General features: G+C 68.2%; 12 protein-coding genes and 2 tRNA genes. 6 read left to right on the top strand and 8 right to left on the bottom strand.

What is annotated here, in order from left to right:
* Window positions 1-3: 3 nt before the first annotated feature.
* Window positions 4-801, top strand: coding sequence for an Fpg/Nei family DNA glycosylase (locus tag E0497_RS04685; protein ID WP_137723626.1), 798 nt, complete (start codon window positions 4-6; stop codon window positions 799-801).
* Here E0497_RS04685 and E0497_RS04690 read toward each other — a convergent pair.
* The 3 genes from E0497_RS04690 to E0497_RS04700 all read right to left on the bottom strand — a co-directional run bounded on the left by E0497_RS04690 (window position 798) and on the right by E0497_RS04700 (window position 3,168).
* Window positions 798-1,595 carry a DUF1542 domain-containing protein gene (locus E0497_RS04690; protein WP_137723627.1) on the bottom strand — a complete coding sequence of 266 codons (798 nt, stop codon included), beginning with the start codon at window positions 1,593-1,595 and terminating at the stop codon, window positions 798-800. The genes E0497_RS04685 and E0497_RS04690 overlap by 4 nt on opposite strands.
* Before the next feature lie 115 nt (window positions 1,596-1,710).
* A complete protein-coding gene (locus E0497_RS04695; RefSeq protein ID WP_137723628.1) occupies window positions 1,711-2,844 on the bottom strand; it encodes a nitronate monooxygenase in 1,134 nt (377 codons plus the stop codon).
* Window positions 2,845-3,094: 250 nt separating this feature from the next.
* Window positions 3,095-3,168: transfer RNA gene (locus tag E0497_RS04700), tRNA-Gly, on the bottom strand.
* A gap of 137 nt (window positions 3,169-3,305) precedes the next feature.
* Between E0497_RS04700 and E0497_RS04705 the strand changes: the two genes are divergently transcribed.
* The 5 genes from E0497_RS04705 to clpX all read left to right on the top strand — a co-directional run bounded on the left by E0497_RS04705 (window position 3,306) and on the right by clpX (window position 7,816).
* Window positions 3,306-3,382 (top strand) — tRNA-Pro (locus tag E0497_RS04705).
* Window positions 3,383-3,486: 104 nt separating this feature from the next.
* Complete coding sequence (tig, locus tag E0497_RS04710) at window positions 3,487-4,866, top strand: trigger factor (protein WP_137723629.1); 1,380 nt, start codon at window positions 3,487-3,489, stop codon at window positions 4,864-4,866.
* A gap of 139 nt (window positions 4,867-5,005) precedes the next feature.
* Window positions 5,006-5,614, top strand: coding sequence for an ATP-dependent Clp protease proteolytic subunit (locus E0497_RS04715; RefSeq protein WP_137723630.1), 609 nt, complete (start codon window positions 5,006-5,008; stop codon window positions 5,612-5,614).
* 49 nt (window positions 5,615-5,663) lie between these two features.
* The gene (locus E0497_RS04720; RefSeq protein ID WP_137723631.1) at window positions 5,664-6,326 is read left to right on the top strand and encodes an ATP-dependent Clp protease proteolytic subunit; all 663 of its coding nucleotides are present in this window, start codon (window positions 5,664-5,666) and stop codon (window positions 6,324-6,326) included.
* A 212-nt stretch (window positions 6,327-6,538) separates the two neighbouring features.
* Window positions 6,539-7,816 carry an ATP-dependent Clp protease ATP-binding subunit ClpX gene (gene clpX, locus E0497_RS04725; protein ID WP_137723632.1) on the top strand — a complete coding sequence of 426 codons (1,278 nt, stop codon included), beginning with the start codon at window positions 6,539-6,541 and terminating at the stop codon, window positions 7,814-7,816.
* Window positions 7,817-7,906: 90 nt separating this feature from the next.
* Here clpX and dmpG read toward each other — a convergent pair whose 3' ends face one another.
* The 5 genes from dmpG to E0497_RS04750 all read right to left on the bottom strand — a co-directional run bounded on the left by dmpG (window position 7,907) and on the right by E0497_RS04750 (window position 12,295).
* Window positions 7,907-8,938 carry a 4-hydroxy-2-oxovalerate aldolase gene (gene dmpG / locus E0497_RS04730; RefSeq protein WP_137723633.1) on the bottom strand — a complete coding sequence of 344 codons (1,032 nt, stop codon included), beginning with the start codon at window positions 8,936-8,938 and terminating at the stop codon, window positions 7,907-7,909.
* Window positions 8,939-8,940: 2 nt separating this feature from the next.
* A complete protein-coding gene (locus tag E0497_RS04735) occupies window positions 8,941-9,924 on the bottom strand; it encodes an acetaldehyde dehydrogenase (acetylating) (RefSeq protein WP_137723634.1) in 984 nt (327 codons plus the stop codon).
* A 5-nt stretch (window positions 9,925-9,929) separates the two neighbouring features.
* On the bottom strand, window positions 9,930-10,745 hold the full coding sequence (locus E0497_RS04740; protein ID WP_137723635.1) for a 2-keto-4-pentenoate hydratase: 816 nt from the start codon (window positions 10,743-10,745) through the stop codon (window positions 9,930-9,932).
* A gap of 100 nt (window positions 10,746-10,845) precedes the next feature.
* Window positions 10,846-11,598, bottom strand: coding sequence for an IclR family transcriptional regulator (locus tag E0497_RS04745; protein WP_137723636.1), 753 nt, complete (start codon window positions 11,596-11,598; stop codon window positions 10,846-10,848).
* Window positions 11,599-11,635: 37 nt separating this feature from the next.
* Entirely contained in the window at window positions 11,636-12,295 is a 660-nt protein-coding gene (locus E0497_RS04750) for a TetR family transcriptional regulator (RefSeq protein ID WP_137723637.1), read from the bottom strand.
* Window positions 12,296-12,416 lie beyond the last annotated feature (121 nt).

Here is a 12,416-nt window from a genome sequence, read left to right on the forward strand (position 1 = left end):
GACATGCCCGAGGGGCACACCCTCCATCGGCTCGCACGGGAGCATCGACGGCGTTTCGTCGGTGCTCCCGTGCGCGTGTCGAGCCCGCAGGGCCGGTTCGACGCCGGAGCCGCCGCCGTCGACGGCCGGATCCTCGAACGATCCGAGGCCAACGGCAAACACCTGTTGCTGCACTTCGACGGCGGCCGCACCGTCCACGTCCACCTCGGCCTGTACGGGCGGTTCGACTTCGCGCCCACCCCGCTCGGTGACCCGGTCGGACAGGTACGGATGCGGATGATCGGCGCCGCGTCCGGTGCCGACCTGCGCGGACCGACCGCCTGCGAGATCTACGACGCCACCCAGATCGCCGCCCTCGAATCGAGGCTCGGACCCGACCCGCTGCGCGCCGACGCCGACCCGGACCGGGCGTGGCAGCGGATCTCCCGCTCCCGCACCGCGATCGGGGCGCTGCTCCTCGACCAGTCGGTGCTCGCCGGAGTCGGCAACGTGTACCGCGCCGAAGTCCTCTTCCGACACGGCATCCACCCCGACCGGCCCGGCACAGCGGTGAGCCGCGCCGAGTGGGACGCGATGTGGACCGACCTCGTCGCCCTCATGGCCGTCGGCGTCGATGCCGGCGTCATGCACGTCGTCCGCCCCGAGGACGACCACGGAGCGCCGTCGTACGCGAAGGACCGGCCCCGCACCTACGTCTACCGCAGAACGGGATCGGCGTGCCGCATCTGCGGCACGCCGATCGCGCACACGGTCATGAAAGGCCGGAACCTGTTCTGGTGCCCCGGCTGTCAGGCCGGCTAGAAGTCGCCGCCCCCGAAGTCCATTCCGCCGCCGTCGAAACCGTCGAACCCGCCGTCGTACCCGGGATCGTCCATGGCACCGAACTCGGTGTCGTCGCCCATGTCGCCCATGTCGCCCATGTCGCTCGGGTCGTACTGGTCACCCATGTCGCTGGGGTCCCCGCCGGCTTCGAACTCGTCGGCGCTGGGAACACCCGACATGCCGGAGAACATGGCCGAGAACAGCATCATCGACCCGACGCCCCACGCGCCCGCCACCAGTGCGGGCTTCCACCACGGCTCCGAGTACCAGCCGGCCGGGACGGGACGTCCGGCGACGCGGCCGCCGGGGTAGTAGTTGGGGGTGGCCGTCGACGGGTTCGGCGACGCGGAGACCTGCCGGCCCTCGAAGTCGATCCGACGGTCCTCGGTGACCGCACCGGCCGACTGCTGGCCGTCGATGCTCGGGATCTCGGGGCCCGGGTCCATGCCCATCGCGGTGCGCGCGGCCCGGATGTAGTAGAGGCCTTCGAGGGCGGTCTGCTTGGCCAGGCGCGCCTGCACCGGGGTGCCCGCCTGCTCGATCTGCGAGCCGGCTGCGGTGTACCGCTCGGACGCGTCGGCGAGGGCCTGTCGGGAGGCGTCGTCGGTGCCGACGAGGTTGTAGATCTGCCCGCCGAGCCGCTCGATCGCCTGGCGGGCGTCGGCCTTGGCGTCGTCGAGTCGGTTCGCCGAGTGGCCCCGGTTCTTGTTCTGGCTCTTCATGACGAGAAAGACGACGGCGCCGAGCACGGCGACGATGAGGAGGAATTCCACGGGAGGCCTTCCAGCGGCGGCAAAACGGACAACATCCAGGGTACCGGGGTTCGACGCAGTATCGACGGCGTCGAACCCCGGCCCGGGAACCGGATGTCGCGTCAGGCGGCGGGTGTCACGCCCCGGCGGCCGCGTTCAACTGCTCGAGCGTCCCGGTCGCCTCGAGGTACTCCTGCACCCAGCGTTCGACGACGGCCGACGTCTTCTCCACCTTCGTCAGCTGGCCGACGACCTGCCCGACCGGGTTGAACGCGACGTCCACCGTCTCGTCCGGGTACTTGTGGGTGGCGGCCACGGCCATCCCGGACACCATGTACTGCAGCGGCATACCGAGGGGTTCCGGGTTGCCCTCCTGCTCCCACGCCTCGGTCCAGTCGTTGCGCAGCATCCGGCACGGCTTGCCGGTGAACGAGCGGCTGCGGACGGTGTCCCGGCTGGACGCGTTCGCGTACGCGGCCTGCTGGACGGCGGTGTTCTCGGCCTCCTCGACCATCAGCCACTGCGAACCGGACCACGCGCCCTGCGCGCCGAGGGCGAGCGCCGCGGCGATCTGCTGGCCGCTGCCGATACCGCCGGCCGCGAGCACCGGAACCGGTGCGACCTCCTTGACGACCTGCGGCCACAGCACGATCGAGCCGACCTCACCGCAGTGGCCGCCGCCCTCGCCGCCCTGCGCGATGATGATGTCGACGCCGGCGTCCGCGTGCTTGCGGGCCTGGTAGGGGGAGCCGCACAGCGCCGCGACCTTGCGGCCCGCGGCGTGGATGTGCTCGATCATGTCGACCGGCGGGGTGCCGAGCGCGTTCGCGATGAGCGTGACCTTCGGATGCTGCAGCGCGACCTCCACCTGCGGGGTGGCCGTCGCCTCGGTCCAGCCGAGCAACTGCAGCGCGTTGTCCTCGCCGGGAGCGGGCAGCGGCACACCGTGGTCGGTGAGGATCTTGCGACCGAAGTCCAGCGTGGCCTGCGGCACCATCTTCTGCAGCATCGTGGTGAGCTCGTCCGCCGACAGGTTCGAGTCCATGCCCTCGTACTTGCCGGGGATGACGATGTCGACGCCGTACGGGCGGTCGCCGATGTGCTCGTCGATCCACTTCAGCTCGATCTCGAGCTCCTCCGGGGTGAAGCCCACGGCGCCGAGAACGCCGAATCCGCCGGCCTTGGAAACCGCCACGACCACGTCGCGGCAATGGGTGAACGCGAAGATCGGGAACTCGATCCCGAGGTCGTCGCAGAGAGGGGTGTGCATCCGGGCGCTCCTTCGTCGGGGACTCTGCCGTGTCGTCGTCGTGCGCGGGGAACCGGCAGAAATCTGTAACAGGTTCCAACTTAGGGCGGGGGAGCGGCGCCGGACGGGAAAACGCCCGAATTACGCGGCGGGCGCGTCCGGTCGTCACGTGCGGTATGCGTCGTGCGTCACGTGCGACGTGGGCGTGGTGACGGCATGAAAAAAACCCCGGCCCTGCTGCGTCTCCGCAGATGAACCGGGGTTTCCCTCGTGGAGGGGATGACGGGAATCGAACCCGCGTAATCAGTTTGGAAGACTGAGGCTCTACCATTGAGCTACATCCCCATGCAGACGACATTATGGGATCGCCAGTGATGCCGTGTGCGAAAACAGACTGTACCCACCTCGCTTTGGAATTCCTAATCGGGGGGCCGTACGATTCTGTCCGGGTCGTCGCGAGGATTGCGAAGTCCCGGTTCGAACGGGGTGTGGCGCAGCTTGGTAGCGCATCCGCTTTGGGAGCGGAGGGTCGCAGGTTCAAATCCTGTCACCCCGACCAGATGTGCGGCGGGGCCGGAAACGGTCCCCGCCGCACAGCGGTATCGGACACAGCGGTACCGGACATCGAACAACGAGCACCACCACAACGAAGGAGCCAGATCCGTGAAGAGCACCGTCGAGCAGCTCAGCCCGACGCGAGTCCGTATCAACGTTGAGGTGCCCTTCGAGGAGCTCAAGTCTGATTTCGACAAGGTCTACAAGACGCTCGCGCAGCAGGTCCGTCTCCCCGGCTTCCGCCCGGGCAAGGCTCCGGCCAAGCTCGTCGAGGCGCGCGTCGGCCGCGGCACCGTGCTCGAGCAGGTCGTCAACGACGCCCTGCCGGCCCGCTACTCGGAGGCCGTCTCGGCCAACGAGCTGAAGGTCATCGGTCAGCCGGAGATCGAGCTCACCAAGCTCGAGGACGGCCAGGAGTTCGCCTTCACCGCCGAGGTCGACGTCCGTCCCGAGATCACCCTCCCGGACTTCGCCACCCTCGCCGTCGAGGTCGATCCGATCGAGATCACCGACGAGGCCGTCACCGAGCAGCTGTTGTCGCTGCGTCAGCGTTTCGGCACCCTCAAGGGTGTCGAGCGGGCCGTGCAGGACGGCGACTTCGTGTCGATCGACCTGTCCGCCACCGTCGACGGCGAGGCCGTCCCGGAGGCCGCCACCGAGGGCCTGTCCCACGAGGTCGGCTCCGGTCAGCTGATCGAGGGCCTCGACGAGGCCGTCGTCGGCCTGGAGGCCGACGGCTCGAAGGACTTCACGTCCAAGCTGGTCGCGGGCGAGCATGCCGGCAAGGAAGCCGTCATCACCGTCACCGTGAAGACCGTCAAGGAGCGCGAGCTGCCCGAGGCCGACGACGAGTTCGCCCAGATGGCGAGCGAGTTCGACACCCTCGCCGAGCTGGAGGCCGACCTGCGTGAGCGCGTCGGACGCATCCGCAAGGTCGAGCAGGCCGGTCAGATCCGCGACAAGGTCCTGGAGACCCTGCTCGAGACCGTCGAGGTCCCGCTGCCCGAGGCCGTCGTCCAGGCCGAGGTCGACGCCGCACTGCACGACGCCGTCCACGGTCTCGACCACGACGAGGCGAAGTTCGCCGAGATGCTCGAGGCGCAGGGCACCACGCGTGAGCAGTTCGACGCGGACGCCAAGGAGGCTGCCGAGCGTTCGGTGAAGACGCAGCTGCTGCTCGACGCGATCGCCGACGCCGCCGGCACCACCGTCGGCCAGGACGAGCTCACCGAGCGCATCCTGTTCCAGGCGCAGCGTTACGGCATGGCCCCGGAGCAGTTCATCCAGCAGATCCAGCAGGCCAACCAGCTCGGCGCCGTCTTCGCGGACGTCCGCCGTGGCAAGGCGCTGGCGGGTGTCGTCGAGGCTGCTGCCGTCACCGACACCACCGGTGCTGCGGTCGACACCGCCGAGATGTTCGGCACGGCGGCCGCGGATGCAGCCGACGCTGTCGAGGACGATGCTGCCGAGGCGGCCGAGAAGGAGTAATTCCACCGGCGGCGGCGACGCCGTCCGAGGGAAAGACTTTTCCGCTTTCAGCGAAGTAGGGCGGCACCGGGACTCCGGTGCCGCCCTACTTCGTTAGTGTCTGTGTCAGGAACAACGATCTTTCGAGAAGGCAGGTACCGTGACTTACCAGAATCCCGCCATGACCTCGGCCACCTCCGGTCTGAATCTCAGCGACTCGGTGTACGAACGCCTCCTTCGTGAGCGCATCATCTTCCTCGGTACGCAGGTGGACGACGACATCGCGAACAAGCTGTGCGCCCAGATCCTGCTGCTGTCGGCGGAGGATCCGACGCGGGACATCAACCTGTACATCAACTCGCCGGGCGGTTCGGTCACGGCGGGCATGGCCATCTACGACACGATGCAGTTCGCCGAGTGCGACGTCGCGACGTTCGGTATGGGCCTGGCCGCGTCGATGGGGCAGTTCCTGCTCTCGGCCGGCACCAAGGGCAAGCGGTACGCGCTGCCGCACGCGCGGATCATGATGCATCAGCCGTCCGCCGGTATCGGTGGCACCGCCTCCGACATCGCGATCATGGCGGAGCAGTTCGCGCACACCAAGCGTGAGATGGCCGAACTGATCGCCGAGCACACCGGTCAGACGGTCGAGCAGATCACGGCCGATTCGGATCGTGACCGCTGGTTCACGGCGAAGGAAGCGCTCGAGTACGGCTTCGTCGATCACGTCGTCGCCCGCGCACGGCAGGCCGGCGGCGCAGGCAACTAGCCGCCCGCCCTCCCGCCCCCTTCGAGACCAGACCATCCTTGGAGAACTGATGACCAACATGTTCGATCCCCGCGCATTCGGCGGCCAGGCCCCGGCCGGTGCACAGTCCCGCTACATCCTGCCGTCGTTCATCGAGCACTCCAGTTACGGCGTCAAGGAGTCCAACCCGTACAACAAGCTGTTCGAGGAGCGCATCATCTTCCTCGGCACGCAGGTCGACGACGCGTCCGCGAACGACGTCATGGCGCAGCTGCTGGTGCTCGAGTCGCTGGATCCGGACCGCGACATCACGATGTACATCAACTCGCCGGGCGGTTCGTTCACCTCGCTCATGGCGATCTACGACACGATGCAGTACGTGCGCGCCGACATCACCACCGTGTGCCTCGGGCAGGCGGCGTCGGCGGCGGCGGTGCTCCTCGCGGCCGGTACCCCCGGCAAGCGTCTGGCGCTGCCGAACGCCCGCGTGCTCATCCACCAGCCCGCGACCGGCGGCATCCAGGGCCAGGTCTCGGACCTCGAGATCCAGGCCGCGGAGATCGAGCGCATGCGCCGCCTGATGGAGACCACCCTGGGCCGGCACACCGGCAAGGATCCCGAGGTGATCCGCAAGGACACCGATCGCGACAAGATTCTCACGGCCGCGGAGGCCAAGGAGTACGGCATCATCGACAACGTGCTCGAGTACCGAAAGCTGTCCGCCCAGAAGTGATGTGACGTCCCGGCTCGCTCATCGGGCGGCAGTTGTGCCGTGCGGTGGGCGGGCCGGAATCCTGCGCGATCGGTCGACCCGATTCCGGATCTGCGGGTACGGTCACACCAGGAGCCCTCGAACCCGGTGGGGGACGCGGATCCGCCGTACGGTGGATCGTGCGGACCGGCGGTGGGGCTCGCACAGAGACAAGGAAGTAGGGACCTAACGAGATGGCACGCATCGGTGACGGCGGCGATCTGCTCAAGTGCTCGTTCTGTGGCAAGAGCCAGAAGCAGGTCAAGAAGCTCATTGCGGGACCCGGGGTCTACATCTGCGACGAATGCATCGATCTGTGCAACGAGATCATCGAGGAAGAGCTCGCCGAGTCGAGTGAGGTGAAGCTCGACGAGCTGCCCAAGCCCGCCGAGATCCGCGACTTCCTCGAGAACTACGTCATCGGCCAGGACGCCGCGAAGCGCACGCTCGCGGTGGCGGTCTACAACCATTACAAGCGCATCCAGGCCGGTGACCGCAGCCGGGACGCGCGTGGTGAGACCGTGGAACTGGCGAAGTCGAACATTCTGATGCTCGGACCGACGGGTTGCGGCAAGACGTACCTGGCGCAGACGCTCGCGAAGATGCTCAACGTGCCGTTCGCGATCGCCGACGCCACCGCGCTCACCGAGGCCGGGTATGTCGGCGAGGACGTCGAGAACATTCTCCTCAAGCTGATCCAGGCCGCCGACTACGACGTCAAGCGCGCCGAGACCGGCATCATCTACATCGACGAGGTCGACAAGATCGCCCGCAAGTCGGAGAATCCGTCGATCACCCGCGACGTGTCCGGTGAGGGCGTGCAGCAGGCGCTGCTGAAGATCCTCGAGGGCACGCAGGCGAGTGTGCCGCCGCAGGGCGGCCGCAAGCATCCGCACCAGGAGTTCATCCAGATCGACACCACGAATGTGCTGTTCATCGTGGCGGGCGCCTTCGCGGGCCTCGAAAGGATCGTTTCGGACCGGGTCGGCAAGCGCGGCATCGGATTCGGCGCCGAGGTGCGTTCCAAGGCCGAGATCGACACGCAGGACCACTTCGCGGAGGTCATGCCCGAGGATCTGATCAAGTTCGGTCTGATCCCGGAGTTCATCGGCCGGCTGCCGGTCGTGGCGTCGGTGACGAACCTCGACAAGGAATCCCTCGTCAAGATTCTCTCCGAGCCGAAGAACGCGCTCGTCAAGCAGTACACCCGCCTGTTCGACATGGACGGCGTCGAACTCGAGTTCACCGTCGACGCGCTGGAGGCGATCGCCGATCAGGCGATCCACCGCGGCACCGGTGCCCGCGGCCTGCGCGCCATCATGGAGGAAGTCCTGCTGCCGGTGATGTACGACATCCCCAGCCGGGACGACGTCGAGAAGGTCGTCGTGACCGGCGAGACCGTCGTCGACAACGTGCTGCCGACGATCGTGCCGCGCAAGCAGGACCGCGAGCGCCGCGACAAGACGGCGTAGGCGGCGCGGTCGGCGAACACACAGCCACCACAACGACCCTGCCCCCGACCTCCTCGCGGAGATCGGGGGCAGAGTCGTCGTTCGGGGACCTTATGCGGAGACGTGTGCCGTGTCTTTCTTGCTCAGCAGATCGAGCGCGATATCGACGATCATGTCCTCCTGGCCGCCGACGAGGGAGCGCTTGCCGACCTCGAGCAGGATGGTGCGGGCGTCGAGACCGTAGTCCGCGGCCGCCTTCTCCGCGTGACGCAGGAAGCTCGAGTACACGCCGGCGTAGCCGAGGGTGAGGGTCTCACGGTCGACACGGACCGGGCGGTCCTGCAGCGGGCGGACGATGTCGTCGGCCGCGTCCATCAGCTTGAACACGTCGCAGCCGTGCTCCCAGCCGTACAGGTCGGCGACACCGATGAACGCCTCGATCGGGCAGTTGCCGGCGCCGGCACCCTGACCCGCGAGGGACGCGTCGACGCGGTACACGCCGTTCTCGACGGCGACGACACTGTTGGCCACCGACAGCGACAGGTTCTCGTGTGCGTGGATGCCGATCTGGGTGTCGGCGTCGAGCACGTCCCGGTAGGCCCGGACGCGGGCGCGGACGTCGTCCATGGTCAGGCGTCCGCCCGAGTCGGTGACGTACACGCAGTGCGCGCCGTACGACTCCATCAGCTTGGCCTGCTGGGCCAGCAGTTCCGGCGCGGCCATGTGGCTCATCATCAGGAAGCCGGAGACGTCCATGCCGAGCTCGCGGGCCTTCGCGATGTGCTGCGCGGAGACGTCGGCCTCGGTGCAGTGCGTGGCGATACGGACCGACTGCACACCCAGGTCGTGGGCATGCTCGAGCTCCTCGATGGTGCCGATACCCGGCAGCAGCAGCGTCGTGAGCTTGGCGTTCTTCACCGCACCGGCAGCGGCCTCGATCCACTCCCAGTCGGTGTTGCTGCCCGGACCGTAGTTGAGCGAGCCACCGGCGATGCCGTCACCGTGGGAGACCTCGATGGCGTCGACGCCGGCCTCGTCGAGCGCGGCCACGATCCGGGCCACGTTCTCCGGGGACATCCGGTGCCGGACGGCGTGCATGCCGTCGCGCAGGGTGACGTCCTGGATGTAGATCTTGGTGGACACGCTCAGACCTCCGCAGGGGTGTTGGTGCGCGCGGCGATCAGGCGGCGCGCGATGGACTCGGCGGTGCGCTGGGCGGCCGAGGTCATGATGTCGAGGTTGCCGGCGTACGCGGGCAGGTAGTCGGCTGCGCCCTCGACCTCGAGGAACACGGTGACCTTCGTGGTGACCGGGCCCGCGCCCTCGGGCAGCAGGGTGTGGACCGGCTCGTCGGCGGCGACCGGCGTGAACTGGACCTCCTGCTTGAGGCGGTAGCCGGGCACGTACTCGGCGACGCGGGCGGCCATCTCCTTGACGGAGGCGCGGATGGCCTCCTGGTCGGCGTCGCCGACGAGCGCGAGGACCGTGTCACGCATGAGCATGGGCGGCTCGGCCGGGTTCAGGATGATGATGGCCTTGCCGCGGCCGGCGCCACCGACCTGCTGGATGGCGTTCGACGTGGTCTCGGTGAACTCGTCGATGTTGGCGCGGGTGCCGGGGCCGGCCGACTTCGAGGAGATCGACGCGACGATCTCGGCGTAGGGGACCGGGGTGACGGCGGAGATGGCGGCGACCATCGGGATGGTGGCCTGGCCACCGCAGGTGACCATGTTGAGGTTGTCGAGATCCTCGTCGAGGTGCTCCTCGAGGTTCACCGGCGGCACCACGAACGGGCCGATGGCGGCCGGGGTGAGGTCGATGATCTTCTTGCCGAACGGCGCGAGCTTCGCGCAGTTGGAGATGTGCGCCTTCGCGGACGTCGCATCCAGGACGATGTCGATCTCGTCGAAGCCGTCGAGGGCGATGAGGCCGTCGACGCCCTCGGCGGTGGTGGGCACGCCGAGACGCTCGGCGCGGGCCAGGCCGTCCGAGGTGGGATCGATGCCGACCATGGCACCCATCTCGAGCACGTCGGACTTGTTCAGGACCTTGATCATCAGGTCGGTGCCGATGTTGCCCGGCCCGATGATGGCGACCCGAATCTTCTTCGAATCAGTGTTGTTCGTCACGATTGTCACGATTCCTTCCGGGAGAAAACTGCGGTCACGGAGCCGAGAGTGGACAGCTCTGCGCGGATGGTCACGCCGGGCGCGGCGGGAACCATGGGGCCCAGGGCGCCGGAGAGCACGACCTGGCCGGCGCGCAGCGGCTGGCCGTACTCGCGGGCGGTGCGGGCGAGCCACTGCAGTGCGATCAGCGGATCGCCCAGGCAGGCCTCGCCGTTGCCCTCGGAGACGAGCTCGTCGTCGGCGTACATCTTCATCACGACGTCCTTGGGCTCGAACTCGTCGAGCGTCACCCACGTGTCACCGAGCACGTACAGGCCGGACGACGCATTGTCGGCGACGGTGTCGGTGATGAGGATCTTCCAGTTCTCGATGCGGCTGTCGACCAACTCGAGGGCCGCGACGGCACCGGTGACGGCCGCACGGATCTGGTCGAGATCGAGATCGCCCTCGGCGAGGTCGGCACCGAGCCGGAACGCCACCTCGGCCTCGGCCTTGGGCTGGAGCATCCGCTCGGTGGGCACCTCGGGCAGGTCGGTGACGTCCATGTGGTCGAACAGGACACCGAAGTCGGGCTGGTCGACGCCGAGCTGGGTCTGCACGGCCAGCGACGTCGCACCGATCTTGCGGCCGACGACGACGGCCCCGTCGGCGATCTGCCAGTCGATCAGCTGCTGCTGGACGCGGTAGGCGACGCCGATGTCGGAGGGGCCGATGAGATCGTTGATCGGGGCGCAGGCGACGCCGGTCTGCGCTGCGGTCGCCAGTCGCTTCGCGGCCTGGGTGATCGCCTCGTCGGAGATCGTAGGTTCGGTGTCAGGCATGGATGTCCTTGTCGTGGGAAGTGCGTGCAACGACTGTGCGTGACGACGCCCGCCGCGCGCGAGCAATCGGTTCCGCTCAGCGGAACCTACCTGTCGGCGGTCACTCCGGGCGGAGGTTGTCCCGGCGAGCGAGAGTGGCCGCGATCCCGGCGGCAGCGGCCCGCACCTGATGGGTGTGCGCCTCGGGTCGGAACCGGGACGCGGGCCCGGTCACGCTGACCCCGGCGACGGGACGGTCGTCGGCGTCGAGGATCGCCGCGGACACGCACACGATGCCGACGGCGGACTCCTCGTACTCGAACGCCACCCCGGTCTCGAGGATCGTCTCCAACTGGCGGGCCAGCAGGCCGGGGGTGGTGATGGTGCGCGGGCCGCGGCGCGGCAGCGGGCCGGCGAGGGTGCGGGCCTTCAGATCGGCGGGGGCGTGTGCGAGCATCGCCTTGCCGATCGCGGTGCAGTACAGCGGCATCCGGCCCCCGATCCGGGACGGGGACGCGGCCTGCCGGTGCCCGCCGATCTTCGCGACGTACACCACCTCGTCGCCCTCGAGCACCCCCAGGTGCACGGTCTCGTGGGTGCGTTCCCTCAGGTCCTCGAGGAACGGGGTGGCCACCTCGATGAGGCCGCGTTCCACCGAGGCGCGCATCCCGAGCTCGAACAGGTGCCGGCCCAGCCGGTAGCCCGCCCCGGACCGGTCGATGAGCCGGGCCCCGACGAGTTCGGCGAGCAGTCGGTGCAGCGTCGTCTTGTGCAGCCCGGTGCGGTGGACCAGATCGGTGAAACTCACCCAGTGGTCCTCGGCGGTGAACGCGTCGAGCACGATCACGACCTTGCCGATCACGGTGTTGGGCACAGGCCCCGGTCCGGTCACGGCAGCACCGGCGCGGGCGTCACGGCGCCCGCAGCAGCGCGACCGCGAGCGAGTTCAGTTCGTACTCGAATGCGTCGAGGTCGGGGGCACCGCCGGTCACCGACTCCCGTTCCCACGAGGCGAGCCCGGAGACGACGAACCGGGCCATGAGCGCCACCCGCCGCGCCCGCAGGTCCTCGTCGATGTGGCCGAGGTGGACGCCGATCCGCGCGAACAGATCCTGCAGGACGTTCATCCCGCCGACCCGCGGAAAGGTCGGATCGTCCGGGACCAGTGCCGTCGGGCGGCTCACGAAATCCAGGTGGATACCGGTGAGCCACTGCTCGTTGAACCGCGCCCAGTACGACGGCTCGTACGCGGTGATCTCCGCGACGAACGGGTGGATGTAGGCATGAACGAGCGCCGCGAGCGGGTCCGTGGTTGAGTCGCAGGCCGGTGACTCGTCGTGATCCAGGGCGGCGACCATGTCGGCGCGGTGTGCGTTGACGGTGCCCATGTGGGTCAGCCAGACCGCCTCGAGCAGGCCGTCCCATGTGCCGAAGTGGTAGGTGATGGCCGAATTGTTTCGCTGCCCAGCGGTTCTCACGATCTCGCGGGCGGACACGCCGTGCAGGCCGCGTTCGGCGATGAGTCGTTCGGCGACATTGAGGAGCGTGTCGCGACCAGTGGACGAGTGCATGACGGTCAGCGTAGCCAATGCGCTATGTTCGTCGACCTGAGACACAATTCTTATTTTTTTGGAGGTGTTCTGTGTTTCGACCGTCGTCGACGAACCACCGGCGTTTCGGTGCCGGCCGTAC

Origin of the sequence: Prescottella subtropica, from assembly GCF_005434945.1 — a bacterium.
In the GTDB taxonomy this organism is placed as follows: Bacteria; Actinomycetota; Actinomycetes; order Mycobacteriales; family Mycobacteriaceae; genus Prescottella; species Prescottella subtropica.